We start from the raw sequence: 14,553 nt of genomic DNA on the forward strand, positions 1-14,553 counted from the left end.
CACGATTTTGGCTAGGTTATCCACGACTTCGCCGGTTCTATCCGCTTTGACTTCTATCCGTCACTTCAGCCTTTCTATCCGTCGCTTTACCAGCTCTATCCGTCGCTCTAATCCTCTTCTATCCGCCGCTGTTATTTCTGAAAAAAAAAAGCTATTGCCATCACTTCATAAGTAATGGCAATAGCTTTTCAATTTTTATTCAATATTATACCGTTTTAGGCTGTTTCAGACTCTTTTGAATGCACACGCTTCATGAAATCATTGACATCAGCTGGTACTTTTCGATCTAATAATGACACAATAACAACGGATAAGAAGCCTACAGGTACTGTGACGATGCCAGGGATTTTAAATTGTAAGAAGCTTGGTAATGTTCCTGGTAGAAAAATCATCCACATCGATACACCAAGACCAATGAGTAAACCTGCAATTGCTCCTTTTTCTGTCATTCCTCTCCACCAAATACCTAAAATAAATATTGGTGTAAATGTACTCGCCGCTACAGTAAAGGCAAGTGCCACTAAATGGCCAATGGATGCATCCTTAACTAATAAGCCCAATGCTCCATATAAAATACCTAATATAACAATGGCTACTTTCCCTGCAATCACTCGTTGTTTATCTGTAATATCCTTTTTCATAACACTTGCATATAAATCATGGGCTAATGCACCTGAGCTTGTAATAAATAAGCCCGATAAATTTGAGAATATGGCTGCAAAAGCACCTGCTATGACTAGTCCAAGCAGCCATTTCCCTCCTAGTGCAAGTGCTGTTGTAGGAATAACCATATTGTTCCCACCAAGTACTAGATCACGCATAACTTCCTCACTTGCTGTACCCGAGATAAAAATAGAACGGCCTACAACACCTAAGTAAACAGCTAATAAGAAAAACGCACTGGCAATCCCAATCGCCATTAATGCTGATTTTCGAGCCGCCTTCGCACTTGGATTCGTATAAAATCTTAGTAAAATATGTGGCAGACCAATTGTACCTAGCGCTAAACCGATTGTCATACTAATAGTTTGCCAAAATGTTGGGAAATAAAAACCAGTTCCTGTCCAAGCAGCACCATCAAAATTAACATTATTTCCATCTAAGGCATATGGTGATGTTCCTGTAATAGGACCGCTGAATGAATTAATAGCAGCTAAAATCTTATCGTAATGCAAACCACTATACATTGCCGCAATCAACATAACAACAAACGCTCCAAGGCGAATCCAAAGCTCTAAAGCTTGATTGATTGTTGTTCCCTTCATACCGCCTATTCCCACATAGAAAATCATTACAATACACGTAAAGATAATGCCAAATTCATATGAAGTCCCGAAAAACATACTTAAAATCTGTGCTGCCCCTAATAATTGTGGCGCTGCATAAAAACCAGAAATCGCTAAAACCACAGCTACCGCTACTAGCCGAGCTCGTCTACTATGAAAACGATAACCTAAAAAATCGGCAACGGTAAATGCTCCAAAACGTCTTAACGGACCTGCCACAAAAATAGCTAGCAACGTCAATCCAATGGAGAAGCAAAATGCATAGTAAGCACCGTCATACCCTAATTGGAAAGTCAAACCGGCTATCCCAAGAAATGTAGCTGCACTTAAATAGTCTCCCCCAATTGCCGAACCATTTGTAAACCATCCAAAACTTCGTCCCCCAACAAAGAAATCGGATGCCGTTGCATTTCTTTTCGTTAAATACGTAATGTATACAATTGTCCCCATTAGAGCAATAGTCAATAACATCTTCGGTTCTAATAAAGCTTTCATCATTCTACATATCCCCCCTTAGCTAAAACTACTTATTAAGTATTTCGTATTTCTTAAGGCGCTTCTCGTACAATGCTGTATGCACATAGGCAATAACAAAGGCCATTAGCATCATCACTACGGTTGTCACAAACCATGTCACTGTCATACCACCTAAAATTTTCTTGAAAGCAAGCTCTGGAGCGAACCAGTTCATAACCGGAATGCTAAAAATTAAAATGAAATAAAATACCGTTAAGCTAAAACCTGTAGTAAACTCATCTTTCATAATTTTGTTAGTAGTTGCATCTAGTGGTGGAAGATCCTTTACATCGATAGTTCCAGCTTCCACGTATTCATAATCATGACTCCCTACTTCTGCCATATTTCAACTCCCCCTTCCTGTATCAGTAAATAATTGTCTGAAATTTCAAATTATTATTCACTACAATTATTTTATTCTATTTAATCTATAAAATAGTTACAAAATATTGCTGTATTAGTACAAAAAAATGCTATTTTAAGTTAAACTATTTTTATTATTTTCCATTTATCATAGAAGGGAGATGTTAGCATTTTAAATATTGTTTGGTACATTGAAAATTCAACTGAACAACAACAGATGGACTACTGGCTAGAAGAATTCTTACCTAATACCTTTATTACCTGTGAAGAACCTCAAACAGAGATTTCCGCCATCATTGTCTATGAAATTAACCGATTATTTGACTGGGTAAAGATAAACCGGTTAAAAAGAAATTATCCTAATAGTATAATTGTCCCTATTGTTGCAGAACACCTTACCTACTCAACTGGTATAGCCATAGAACTAAATTTGACTGCACTACTCATAAAGCCGTTACAGAAAGCGAAATTTCTACGAATTGTTAAAAAGCTTTATACGTCCTATAAAGCAAAACAAGCAAGTACTCTTACAATGCTTGAGTTATCACAGCAAATTTCGCAAGACCATACTTCGCCATTCCGAGAAGCTTTTTTAAAACGACTTATACGTGGAGAGGTTGAAAGTGAGCAGGAAATAATACAGTCTTCCTCTTTTTTATCGAAGCATTGTATCCCAAATATCGTGTTTTTAATCCAGGGCTATATTGATGTGAATGAAGGTCGACCTTTCCCTCATGATGCAAGCAGTGTGATAACAAATGTGTTTCACCAAAACTTTGCTAGTAAAGTACCTCTATCTTTTTTACATTTTGAACGTTATTTACTGTTGCTGATGCGCATTCCTAATGAATACACATCATTTAAGCATTGGTCTGAGGGGGTAACTTGTTTACTTGAGGTTATTGAAACGTTAAAAAAAGATTATTGCATCCATCTTTTTATGGGGATTGGTGGCGTTTTTCAGGACGCTATGCAAGTCAAGGAATCCTATAGCCAAGCTCGAAAGGCTCGGAGGAAGCCTCCTGTCCATAGTGTTCACATACGATTTTATGAGGATTTAACAAAGCAAGAACAGCTACAAAAAGCTATCCAATATATCGAGGAGCACTATGATGAACAACTTGCGATCAGTGACGTTGCCAAATATAGCAATTTTAGTGCTACTCATTTTAGCAGATTGTTTAAAAAAGAAATTGGTCGCAATTTTGTTGATTATGTAGCCTTTACACGTATCATCAAGTCACTACCTTATTTGCGAAAATACGATTACACCATTGAAAAGATCTCCTTCATCTGTGGCTTCAACACACCTAATTATTTCAGCCTTACGTTTAAGAAATATGTCGGTATATCTCCAACTGACTACCGCAATACGCAAGAAATATTATTTAAATAGTACATTCAAATTTCTGAAGAAATCACTCCATACAAAAAAGAATCTGCTAGACCTCTGATGAAAAGTAAACAACGCAAGCCCCCCATCATCAAGGAGACTTGCGTTATTAATTACATAGAATGCAGATTCTTATTTTATACCTGTTTGTTTATATTAAGCGTAATACTTTTCTACAACTTCTGCACAACGCGCACACACTGTTGAATGTGCTTCATTTGAACCGACTGTTTCAGAAATAGACCAGCAACGCTCACATTTTTCACCTGTTGCTTTTTCTACAACGATCGATGCATGTTCTAGAGCTAATGCATCTGCAGGTGCAGCTTCTATTGAAGCTACTTCAAAGGCAGAAACGATTGAAAGCTGTGCAAAATTAATGCTTGCATCATTTAATAATGCTGCCACATCTTCTTTCGCATAAACTGTCACTTTCGCTTCAAGTGATTTACCGATTGTTTTTGCATTACGAGCTTCCTCTAATGCTTTTAAAATATCATCACGAACATCAATAATTTTTACCCATTTTTCACGTAGACTTTCGAAGTTTTCATGTTCATTTACCTCTGGGAAGTCTGTCAATTGTACAGATACCTCTTCTACAACACCTTGAGCATGTAAGTAAGACCACATCTCGTCACTTGTATGAGGGATAATAGGTGACATTACTTTTACTAATGTCATTAATGTGTCATAAATAACCGTTTGCATTGCACGGCGGTCTTTGTTGTCATGGCCTTCGATGTATACAACATCTTTTGCAATATCTAAATAGAATGAAGATAATTCTACGGCAACAAAGTTATTCACCGCATGATACACAGCTGCGAAATCATAGCGATCATATGCAGCACGTACAGTTTTTAAAACATCCTGTAGGCGCATATAAACGTACTGATCCATTTCACGAAGGTCTTCATATGCTACACGATCTTTCGTCGCATCAAAATCAGCTACATTTCCGTGTAAGAAACGGAAAGTGTTACGGATTTTTCGATAAACCTCAGATACTTGCTTCAACATATCCATTGAGATACGAACGTCAGCTGTATAATCTACAGAAGCAACCCATAAACGAAGAATATCTGCTCCGTATTGGTCCATTACCTTTTTCGGGATAATGACATTCCCTAAAGACTTACTCATTTTACGACCTTCACCATCTAGAACGAAACCATGTGTTAATAGTCCCTTATATGGTGCATAGCCATTAATAGCTACAGAAGTAATTAATGATGAGTTAAACCATCCACGGTGTTGGTCAGAACCCTCTAAATATAGATCAGCTGGATACTTCATACCACGTTCTACTAGCACACCTTGGTGAGAAGAACCTGAGTCAAACCAAACGTCCATAATATCATTTTCTTTTGTAAATTCACCGTTCGGGCTACCAGAGTGTGTGAAGCCTTCAGGTAATAATTCTTTCGCTGTTTTTTGGAACCAAATATTTGACCCATGTTCACGGAATAAAGCTGAGATATGAGCAATTGTTTCTGGTGTAATAATTGGCTCTCCATTTTCAGCATAGAAAATTGGAATTGGCACACCCCATGCACGCTGACGTGAAATTACCCAGTCTCCACGGTCACGAATCATATTATAAAGACGAGTTTCACCCCAAGCAGGTGTAAATGTTGTTGATTTTACAGCATCTAGTAACTCATCACGGAATGCATCAACTGACGCAAACCATTGTGGTGTTGCACGATAAATAACTGGTTTTTTCGTACGCCAGTCATGTGGATATGAGTGTGTAAAGAAGTTAAGCTTTTCTAAAGCGCCTACTTCTTTTAATTTTTCAGTGACCAATTTGTTTGCATCATTATAGAATACACCTTCAAAACCAGGTGCTTCATCTGTATAGCAGCCGCTATTATCAACAGGGCTAAGAATTGGTAGACCATATTGCTTACTAATATGATAGTCATCTTCCCCGTGTCCTGGTGCTGTATGAACACAGCCAGTACCCGCTTCAGCAGTAACGTGCTCTCCAATCATTACAAGCGATTCACGGTCATAGAATGGATGCTGTGCAACAACTCGGTCTAATGCTTCACCTTTAACTTCTTGAACAACTTCATACGTTTCCCATTCAAGTTCGTTAGCAACTGTTTCTAATAATTCTTTTGCAATGATGAATTTTTTATCTGCAACTGCAACAACTACATAGATAAATTCAGGGTTTACAGAAATCCCTAAGTTCGCTGGAATCGTCCAAGGTGTTGTTGTCCAAATGATCATTTTAGCGTCTGCTGGGACAACACCTTTAGCATCTTTAAGCGCAAAGCTTACATAAATAGAAGCCGATTTAACATCTTTATATTCAATCTCTGCTTCTGCCAGTGCAGATTCAGATGATGGAGACCAGTAAACTGGTTTTAAACCTTTATAAATATAGCCTTTTTCAGCCATCTTGCCGAATACTTCGATTTGACGTGCTTCAAATTCAGGCTTTAATGTAATATATGGATTTTCCCAATCACCACGAACACCTAAACGGCGGAATTGTGTACGTTGGTTGTCAATTTGCTCGTACGCATACTCTGCACATAATTTACGGAAGTCAGCAACAGACATTTCTTTGCGCTTTACACCTTTGTTCGTAAGTGCTTGCTCAATTGGTAAACCATGTGTATCCCAACCTGGAATATAGTTTACATGGTAACCATTCATAGAGCGATGACGCGTAATCATATCTTTTAACACTTTATTTAAAGCGTGACCGATATGGATATCACCATTTGCATATGGAGGTCCATCGTGTAACACATATTCAGGACGTCCTTCTGTACGCTCCATCTGCAATTTATTAATGTCCATTCCGTCCCATTTTTCTTGCATCTTTGGTTCATTTGCCGGTAAGTTTCCACGCATTGGGAAATCTGTTTTTGGCATTAATAAAGTATCTTTGTATTCAACCATTTTTCAATTCCTCCTTTATGTTTACAAACAAAAAACAAATGCATTTAGGCGCTCATACACTTACGACAGTTATTAGGCTTATTATTATAACGTGTGGTTGATTTCCGTTCCGGCTGGGCGCTACATAGATATGCTTTTGGAAATGCCCTCCCAAGTTCTAGTCATCGGCAAAATCAACAAGTTTTAACAACGGAAGTATACATTCAAACACAGGATTTATCCATTTCACACTAATAGAAATGAAGCCAACCGCCATTTGAACATAAAAAAGCCTCTCAATCCCTAAAAGGGACGAGAAGCTTATACTCGCGGTACCACCCTAATTGTAGCACAAAATTGTACTACCACTTAAAGCACATTAACGTCGTGCATCACGAAATAACTTACTACCTTCAGTTATTCAGCTCCGAAGTGATGTTCTTTGTTAGTTGCTTGTTTGGGCTCACACTATCCCCAAATCGCTTAACTACGCCTAACAAATACTGTCTTCGTCTCTGCCTGTTTGCATATGTGTTCAAAATAATTACTATTACCATAGTATATGAAAATCATACAATCACGTCAAGTTTCACTTATTGCTTCCTAATGTCTACAAATATATAGATTAAACTTGATCGGCTTCTTGTGCTTCTTCAACAGATGATTGAATTTCAGTAAGGTCAATATCATATTGTAGCAAATGATCCCAGTCATCTGCATTTAGTAAATCAAGCTGTGCCTCTACAAGCATTTTAAAACGATTACGGAATACTTTTGATTGCTTTTTCAGCTCATCAATTTCAATTGTTACTTTACGAGCCTTCGTTAAAGCCTCATTAATAATACGATCAGCATTTTTTTCTGCTTCCTTTACAATGAGTTTAGCTTCTTTTTGAGAATTTCTTCGTACTTCATCAGCTGCCTCTTGCGCAACAACAATTGACTTTTGTAACGTTTCCTCTAAAGTATTAAAATGTCTCGCTTGTTCTAAGGAAATTTCCAGTTGTCTGTCTACTTCCTTCTTTTCACGTAACAAAATCTCATAGTCTTTAATAATTTGATCTAAAAATTCATTTACTTCATCTTCAGCATAGCCTCTGAAGGATTTAGTAAACTCCTTATTATGTATATCAGTAGGTGATAACGGCATACGATCCTTCTCTCCTTTACATGTACATTCATACTTTCTATTATACAATTGTTCCAACAACTTAGCAGTAAAAATTAATGAAATTTACTTGATTTTCAGCTTTTTTGGGTCAATCGACCGATTTGTAAACGAATTTTATCTTTTTTTGTACGACCTTCAGTCATCATAATTTTTATTCGACCGCTTCCACGTACAGATAAAATATCTCCTTCTTGTAATTCAAAGGCAACAGCATCCCGTTCAGTCCAATTGACACGTACCTTTTTACCTGTAATTAAAGCTTGTGCCTTCTGGCGAGAGGTTTTTAAAACCGTTGAGATAATAACATCTAGACGCATAGAAGAAACAGTATGAGACTCTTCTAACCACTCTTCCTCATTTTGTAGCAGTGTCTCTGTCTCTTTAATCGATTCTACATGTACCTTTACTTTGCCGATGCCTGTTAAATGTAAGCGTACATATTCCGCTACCTCATTCGCTACTACAAATTGTACTAGATGTTCATTTACACGAATATCACCGAATTTGCCACGATTCAGTCCTAAAGATAATAAAGCTCCAAGAACATCCGGATGTCGTAGTTGGACAAATTTCACAGGGTAATGAATCGTAAATACGGTAAGCTGAAAATCTTCTTCCACAGGCTCATAATAAGTAGGATAAATCAGCATGCGTTGTCTTTCTGCATTATCAAAGAGCCCAGCATTAGCTGTTTTCAATGTATCATACTGTCCAATAATCGATGTAACAATAAAACGTTGACGAGGATCTAGAAAATCCGTAAGCTTCGGAGCATATCGATCCTCTACTTCATGCTGCCAGCTCACAACCTGTTCAATAAAAGGCTGTTCATCTTTTCTAAAATGCTGTATTAAATGCTCCATATAACTTCACCTCTATTATCACTCTTTTACTTGTACAATTTCATTGGTATTTTAAGGATTATTAAAAATAGGCTTATAATCATCACGTGGGGTTGATTTCCGTTCCGGCTGGGCGCTTTGTCGCTGCCACTTCGCTTTCGCACAGATAAAACAATTGCTGACGCTTCGTTCCAGGCTTTTGATATTTCATAAAAATATGTACTTGACTGCACATTATAAGCTGACGGGACGCTTTCTACGGGGATAGTTAAAACCCCGATCCCTACTTATTCTTTTGAATTCTAGGGAATCACCACTAATAAATAATCATTTTTGTTAATTAAGTATTCCCCATAAATAAAAAACCCTCACCATTCGTGAGGATTTTTTTTAAATCAACATCTCGTAAATTTTTAAAATAACAATAAAAAGCCCTTTTTGAATATAATTAAGGAGAAATATTGCTACGATAGGTGAAATATCAATCATGCCGATTGGTGGAATAAATTTTCTAAAAATTCCAAGATAAGGTTCGCATACTTTTGCTAACATACGTCCAACTGATGAATTTTGAACAGCAGGTACCCAAGACATTAACACATATGCGACTAGCATTAGTGAATAAACATAAAATGCTATAGACACATACTTCAAGATTAAATAAAAAGTCATATAAACTACAATCCTCGCTATTAATTATCGTCTAAAATAAAATTCGAAATTTCGCCAGACACTTCTACATTTTCTGGTGTGCATAGGAAAATGTCTTTACCGATTCTTTGAATATCACCGCCGAGTGCATAAACTGTGCCACTTAAAAAATCAATAATCCGTACACCTTGTTCTCGTTCAATTCGTTGTAAATTGACGATTGTTGCACGCCTATTTTTTAAATGTTCTGCAATGTCCTGCGCTTCGGCATAAACTCTAGGTTCAACTAATACCACTTTTGCTCCTTTTGAATTCATTGCTGCCTGCAAACTGACAATATTGTTTGTAGGTGCTGTACTCTGTGGAAAAATTTCTTGAACCGGTGCCTTGCGCTCCTTCATCATTTTTTTTGGCTTTACCGATTGGATCTGCTGCTGTTGTTGTACGGATTGTTGCTGTTGAATAGGAGCTTGAGTGATTTCTTCTTCCATTTCTTCCTCAAGATAAAAGAAATTTTTAATTTTATTTTTCATTCTCATCCTGTTCCCCTCTTTCATTTCCAACAAGAGCCGTTCCAACTCGAACAAATGTAGCCCCTTCTTCTACCGCAATTTCAAAGTCATTAGACATGCCCATTGATAACTCGGTACAAGGTGCGTGTGCGAATCCTTGCTCGGCTATTTGCTGTTGACATTGTTTTAATTGCTTAAAAACAGAGCGAATAATTGTATCCTCATCTGTATTCGGTGCCATTGTCATTAAACCAACGACTTGAACTTTCGTAAAACTCTTTAATGATTCAATAAAAGGCAGGACTTCTTCAATCGATAAACCATGTTTTGACTCTTCGCCTGATACATTAACTTGTACAAAGCATTTGACAGGTTTGTCTGCTCTTTTTTCAATTTCTTGCGCTAAACTCAAACGATCTAATGAATGTAAATAATCAATACTGTTAATGACCTGTCTTACCTTACGTGTTTGTAAAGAACCGATAAAATGCCAATGTACATCAGCTTGAATCGCTTCAGTTTTACGATTTAAGCCTTCAGGACGGTTCTCTCCTAAATGAATAAGGCCTGCATCAATTGCTTCTTGTGTTCTTTCTACAGAAACTTCTTTTGTCACTGCAATAATTTGAACTTTCTCTGCTTCACGATTTGCGTGTTTTTTTGCTGCTTGTATAAGATCATTAATTTTCTTCAAATTTGTTAAGATTTTAGTCACTGTTTTTCCCAACTTTACAACAATAGTTTCTTATATTGTAACAAGCAATGCTTGAATTATCAATGAATAGCCTGACCTATGTGAAAGTACATTTTACCCTGGCAATACTTTAAAATGCTGCTTAGATTTTTTATCTAATTAGAAATTTTGCCTTTTAGGATATTGCTTTTACTAAAATGACATCCTTTCCAACTACAAGTACATCTTTCATATACACTTTTCTAACAGATTCTTCCCCGCGAAAAAAGCCTAGATATTTACGCGGTTCTGCAATCATAAAAGCCGTTACATAGCCTGTTTCTTTGGATACCTCTGCATCTACCACAAATCCTAAAAAGCGTCCGTTGCCTGCTTCAATCACTTCTTTTTGCTGTAACATCGAGAAACGCATTTTATCCCTCCTAAATCAATTACTCTCAACATCGTTTTTATCTCAACAAACTATGTTTTCTCTTTATATTTATGTGTTTATTGTTGTTTAAATGAAAATGAAATGATTAAGGAATCTCTATTTGGCATAATGAGAAGTTGATTTCCGTTCCAGGCTACTCGCTTTGTCGCTGACGCTTCGCTTTCGCGCAGAGCCGCTTCGCTTCGCAGCAGGGTAAATGACATCCAACTTTTAGTTTTATCGGAACACTTCTAGGATTTATCGCCCAACTTTTATATTTTATCGATCAACTTTCACGTTTTATCACCCAACTTTTACTTTTTATCGCCCAACTTTTACTTTTTATCGCCCAACTTTCACGTTTTATTGCCCAACTTTTACTTTTTATCGATATCCACCCAATATGACATAATTAAAATGCGCACCGAGATTCGGGTGCGCATTGTTTTTTACTTATAATCTTTTTGCATTGTTTCAATTGCATTTTTTTCTAGACGTGAAATTTGCGCTTGAGAAATCCCCAACTCTTTTGCAATTTCAGTTTGTGTCTCACCGTAATAAAAACGCTTTGCAACAATCATTTGTTGACGATCATCTAACTTTTGTAAACTTTCCTTTACCGACACGTAGGCAACCCATTGATCTTCTGATACATCATCATCACGTAATTGATCCATCATATAAACAGCGTCTCCGCCGTCTGAATAAATGGGCTCCTGTAAAGAAACTGGGTCTTGAATGGCATCTAAAGCAAATAAAACATCTTCCTTTTTCATGTCAATCATTTCAGCAATTTCTTCAATCGTTGGTTCTCGTAAATTATCAGTTATCCATTGCTCTTTTGCCTGCATCGCCTTATAGGCAATATCTCTTAGAGAACGAGAAACACGCAATGCATGATGATCACGCAGATGGCGACGAATTTCACCAATGATCATTGGCACGGCATATGTTGAAAATCGTACATTATGCTTCAAATCGAAATGATCAATGGCTTTCATGAGGCCAATACAGCCTACCTGAAATAAATCATCTGCCTGTTCACCCCTGTAGGCAAATCTACCGACAATACTGAGCACTAACCTTAAATTGCACATGACAAGCTCTTCCCTAATCTCAGTTTCTCCAGCTTGTAAACGAATGAATAGTTCCTTCATTTCCTCGTGCTTTAAAATTGGCAAAGTCGATGTATCTAAGCCGCAAAGATCTACTTTAGTTCGCATATTCGATTCCTCCGGATGTTATTCTCTGACTAAACCGTTACATCAGTTTGTCCGAGAGAAACGAGAATATGCACAAAAGATACGACCAATTTTAGGTAGGTTAAATTTCCCTCTTTAAGATATTGGCTGATTCAAATTTTCACGTAAATCTTGAATAATTTTCTTCTCTAATCGGGAAATATATGATTGCGAAATACCTAAATGATCAGCAACTTCTTTTTGAGTCATTTCAATTTTTCCATTGAGACCGAAACGACATTCCATAATATATCTTTCACGCGCGCCTAGTAAATTAATGGCATGAAACATATGTTGACGCTCAATTTTCTTCTCTACATTGTCTAAAATAATATGCTCTTCCGTTCCTAAAATATCAGACAATAACAATTCATTTCCATCAGCATCTGAGTTTAATGGTTCATCTAATGAAACTTCACCCTTCATGCGACTTGTTTTACGTAAATGCATTAAAATTTCATTTTCAATACAACGTGATGCGTATGTGGCAAGCTTAATATTTTTATCAGTATTGAACGTTTCAATCGCCTTAATTAAACCGATCGAGCCAATGCTTATTAAATCCTCAATCGGTGTTCCCGTATTATCAAAACGTCTAGCAATATAAACAACAAGACGTAAATTACGTTCAATTAGTGTATCTCTAGCTCGTAAATCACCATTCATAAAGGATGCAATGACTGTAACTTCTTCTTCTCGACTTAATGGCACTGGCAATGAATCATTTCCCCCTATATAGTACGTTTCACGACTCCGAAACTTACTCCAAAATTTTTTCAAGCTAGCAAGTAGCCTAAGAAGCAATAGTTCTCCCCCTCTATGAGTTATTTGAAAGCGCTGAAAAATGTAAAATTGCTGCTGTGCTGTGCGGAAAATTTTTAGCCTTTTTTGTTAAAACGATATATTCATTCGTTTTCACTTGTGAGTGCTCCCCTTTTATATGCCACTCCTCAAAGCGGAAACCTAGTACAACCGATTGCTGTTGCACTGTATTGACATGAATAAATCGAATATAACGCTGATAATCTTCTGAAAACATGGATACATTATACGGATCAGTTTCTTGCCATTCTATCAATGATTTGCAAAATGCTGCAGGTAGATGTGAGCGTAATGCCGCATAAGAGACAAAGTGAACAGGTTTTCCTGATAGTGGCTCAATTGCTTGATTCCCCGTATCTACAAATGCAGAAAGCGGTATCGTGATATCAAAAATTTTTAACGTCGTATCAAACACAAACTGACCACTTAACCGCTCAAGCTTTACAAATCCCCATTGCTTATAAAAAGCAACAAGATTACCAACAGCTAATAGTAGGCAAATAATAATAAAATGGACAACAGAAAGATTTTTTAAATACGGTTGTAATGCTGTTAATAATCCACCGATTATGATTGTTGCTGTTAAAACAATCGGTCCTTGCTTTTGAAAGCTTCGAATCTTAAAGCGAAAAGCTATGCCGATTAGTAAGATAAAGCTCAGTATCGTCATCAACAGCATTTGACCACCTATTACAGCAACAAAACTACTACAAATAGAACTCATTAATAATCTCGTGTTCTTTACAAAAACTCTTGTTACTTTCGCTGTAAACGTAAGTATCGCTAGATTAAAAAGTGTATTAATGAGCACCAGCCATTCTCCATACATAACAGCCGCCTCCTACTTACAAAGTTAGCATGTTACACCCACAAATATTGTCAAACAATCGCATCATTTCATAAAAATGTTTTGACAAAATACATCCTTTCCTTACACATTTGAACATAATTAAATTTTAAGACACTGAAAACAATCAAGGGAATATCAATGAAATTATGCTGTCATATTAAATAAAGTATATGGCTTTACTGCAAAACGAGGGGTTGATTTCCGTTCCGACTGGGCGCTTTCCTTGGGGCGTTCGATGAGCCGCTTGGGCCAACAGGATGTTGGTCACGAAGGCGTTATCACTAGGATGTGATGCTTTTAGCCTTCGTTCCTCTATTGGCTCGCTCCAGGGTCTCATCTGTGACGCTAATCCCCGAGGAGTCGCCCAATCTCCACTCCAATCAACCACTTTACAAAGAATGTATCTTCTGGCGTGGCACTCTCTACTTTAAAGTGATATGTATAAAAAAATTCAGCAACAAATGTTTTTGTGTGAAAGTGAAGTCTTAACGGAGCGACAACGACAAATGTTTTCTGTGCGAAAGCGTAATGTTAACGAAGCGGCAGCAACAAATGTTTTCTCTGCGAAAGCGTAATGTTAACGAAGCGGCAGCAACAAATGTTTTCTCTGCGAAAGCGTAATGGTAACGAAGCGGCAGCAACAAATGTTTTCTGTGCGAAAGCGTAATGTTAACGAAGCGGCAGCAACAAATGTTTTCTCTGCGAAAGCGAAGTGTAACGAAGCGGCAGCAACAAATGTTTTCTCTGCGAAAGCAAAGTGTAACGAAGCGGCAGCAACAAATGTTTTCTCTGCGAAAGCGAAGTGTAACGAAGCGGCAGCAACAAATGTTTTCTCTGCGAAAGCGAAGTGTAACGAAGCGGCAGCAACAAATGTTTTCTCTGCGAAAGCGAAGTGT

Annotated in this window: 14 protein-coding genes and 1 other annotated feature; of the genes, 2 read left to right on the top strand and 12 right to left on the bottom strand. The window is 37.3% G+C overall.

Translation table 11 applies throughout. From position 1 onward, the window contains the following. Positions 1 to 215: 215 nt before the first annotated feature. The gene (locus tag ACQKN2_RS15455; RefSeq protein ID WP_427415738.1) at positions 216 to 1,784 is read right to left on the bottom strand and encodes a cation acetate symporter; all 1,569 of its coding nucleotides are present in this window, start codon (positions 1,782 to 1,784) and stop codon (positions 216 to 218) included. 25 nt (positions 1,785 to 1,809) lie between these two features. Continuing rightward, positions 1,810 to 2,145: a hypothetical protein gene (locus tag ACQKN2_RS15460; protein WP_323645273.1), complete on the bottom strand. Its 336-nt coding sequence runs from the start codon at positions 2,143 to 2,145 to the stop codon at positions 1,810 to 1,812. Positions 2,146 to 2,382: 237 nt separating this feature from the next. On the opposite strand from ACQKN2_RS15460, the gene ACQKN2_RS15465 reads away from it, so the two are divergent. After that, a complete protein-coding gene (locus tag ACQKN2_RS15465) occupies positions 2,383 to 3,561 on the top strand; it encodes an AraC family transcriptional regulator (protein WP_427415739.1) in 1,179 nt (392 codons plus the stop codon). A gap of 153 nt (positions 3,562 to 3,714) precedes the next feature. Here the strand turns inward: ACQKN2_RS15465 and ileS are convergent, their stop codons facing one another. From ileS to ACQKN2_RS15515, 10 genes are all read right to left on the bottom strand, one after another. Continuing rightward, entirely contained in the window at positions 3,715 to 6,483 is a 2,769-nt protein-coding gene (gene ileS, locus ACQKN2_RS15470; RefSeq protein ID WP_427415740.1) for an isoleucine--tRNA ligase, read from the bottom strand. A gap of 284 nt (positions 6,484 to 6,767) precedes the next feature. After that, positions 6,768 to 6,987, bottom strand: a binding site (T-box leader). Positions 6,988 to 7,087: 100 nt separating this feature from the next. Beyond that, positions 7,088 to 7,612, bottom strand: a complete 525-nt coding sequence (locus tag ACQKN2_RS15475) for a DivIVA domain-containing protein (protein WP_323645276.1) — start codon at positions 7,610 to 7,612, stop codon at positions 7,088 to 7,090. 95 nt (positions 7,613 to 7,707) lie between these two features. Then, complete coding sequence (locus tag ACQKN2_RS15480; protein WP_427415741.1) at positions 7,708 to 8,496, bottom strand: RNA-binding protein; 789 nt, start codon at positions 8,494 to 8,496, stop codon at positions 7,708 to 7,710. A 369-nt stretch (positions 8,497 to 8,865) separates the two neighbouring features. Further along, complete coding sequence (locus ACQKN2_RS15485) at positions 8,866 to 9,147, bottom strand: YggT family protein (RefSeq protein ID WP_427415742.1); 282 nt, start codon at positions 9,145 to 9,147, stop codon at positions 8,866 to 8,868. Between the two features lie 20 nt (positions 9,148 to 9,167). Continuing rightward, positions 9,168 to 9,665 carry a cell division protein SepF gene (locus tag ACQKN2_RS15490; protein WP_427415743.1) on the bottom strand — a complete coding sequence of 166 codons (498 nt, stop codon included), beginning with the start codon at positions 9,663 to 9,665 and terminating at the stop codon, positions 9,168 to 9,170. After that, positions 9,649 to 10,353, bottom strand: a complete 705-nt coding sequence (locus tag ACQKN2_RS15495) for a YggS family pyridoxal phosphate-dependent enzyme (protein WP_427415744.1) — start codon at positions 10,351 to 10,353, stop codon at positions 9,649 to 9,651. The genes ACQKN2_RS15490 and ACQKN2_RS15495 overlap by 17 nt, the downstream gene beginning before the upstream one ends. 154 nt (positions 10,354 to 10,507) lie before the next feature. Beyond that, complete coding sequence (locus ACQKN2_RS15500) at positions 10,508 to 10,744, bottom strand: PRC-barrel domain-containing protein (protein WP_427415745.1); 237 nt, start codon at positions 10,742 to 10,744, stop codon at positions 10,508 to 10,510. Between the two features lie 449 nt (positions 10,745 to 11,193). Next, complete coding sequence (gene sigG / locus ACQKN2_RS15505) at positions 11,194 to 11,967, bottom strand: RNA polymerase sporulation sigma factor SigG (RefSeq protein ID WP_049668350.1); 774 nt, start codon at positions 11,965 to 11,967, stop codon at positions 11,194 to 11,196. 114 nt (positions 11,968 to 12,081) lie between these two features. After that, on the bottom strand, positions 12,082 to 12,789 hold the full coding sequence (sigE, locus tag ACQKN2_RS15510) for an RNA polymerase sporulation sigma factor SigE (protein WP_049668349.1): 708 nt from the start codon (positions 12,787 to 12,789) through the stop codon (positions 12,082 to 12,084). A gap of 13 nt (positions 12,790 to 12,802) precedes the next feature. Continuing rightward, positions 12,803 to 13,636, bottom strand: coding sequence for a sigma-E processing peptidase SpoIIGA (locus ACQKN2_RS15515; RefSeq protein WP_427415746.1), 834 nt, complete (start codon positions 13,634 to 13,636; stop codon positions 12,803 to 12,805). A gap of 665 nt (positions 13,637 to 14,301) precedes the next feature. On the opposite strand from ACQKN2_RS15515, the gene ACQKN2_RS15520 reads away from it, so the two are divergent. Then, the coding region (locus tag ACQKN2_RS15520; RefSeq protein ID WP_427415747.1) for a hypothetical protein at positions 14,302 to 14,553 on the top strand (252 nt) is incomplete at its 3' end.

The organism is Lysinibacillus sp. NPDC093688 (genome assembly GCF_050280145.1).
GTDB classification, from domain to species: Bacteria; Bacillota; Bacilli; order Bacillales_A; family Planococcaceae; genus Lysinibacillus; species Lysinibacillus xylanilyticus_B.

Bases quoted from the DNA above. Each gene is read 5' to 3' on its own strand.
- ACQKN2_RS15515 (WP_427415746.1), bottom strand. From the start codon at position 13,636: ATGTATGGAGAATGGCTGGTGCTCATTAATACACTTTTTAATCTAGCG.
- ACQKN2_RS15480 (WP_427415741.1), bottom strand. From the start codon at position 8,496: ATGGAGCATTTAATACAGCATTTTAGAAAAGATGAACAGCCTTTTATT.
- ACQKN2_RS15460 (WP_323645273.1), bottom strand. From the start codon at position 2,145: ATGGCAGAAGTAGGGAGTCATGATTATGAATACGTGGAAGCTGGAACT.
- ACQKN2_RS15465 (WP_427415739.1), top strand. From the start codon at position 2,383: ATGGACTACTGGCTAGAAGAATTCTTACCTAATACCTTTATTACCTGT.
- ACQKN2_RS15490 (WP_427415743.1), bottom strand. From the start codon at position 9,665: ATGAGAATGAAAAATAAAATTAAAAATTTCTTTTATCTTGAGGAAGAA.
- ileS (WP_427415740.1), bottom strand. From the start codon at position 6,483: ATGGTTGAATACAAAGATACTTTATTAATGCCAAAAACAGATTTCCCA.
- sigG (WP_049668350.1), bottom strand. From the start codon at position 11,967: ATGCGAACTAAAGTAGATCTTTGCGGCTTAGATACATCGACTTTGCCA.
- ACQKN2_RS15475 (WP_323645276.1), bottom strand. From the start codon at position 7,612: ATGCCGTTATCACCTACTGATATACATAATAAGGAGTTTACTAAATCC.
- ACQKN2_RS15485 (WP_427415742.1), bottom strand. From the start codon at position 9,147: ATGACTTTTTATTTAATCTTGAAGTATGTGTCTATAGCATTTTATGTT.
- ACQKN2_RS15500 (WP_427415745.1), bottom strand. From the start codon at position 10,744: ATGCGTTTCTCGATGTTACAGCAAAAAGAAGTGATTGAAGCAGGCAAC.
- ACQKN2_RS15455 (WP_427415738.1), bottom strand. From the start codon at position 1,784: ATGATGAAAGCTTTATTAGAACCGAAGATGTTATTGACTATTGCTCTA.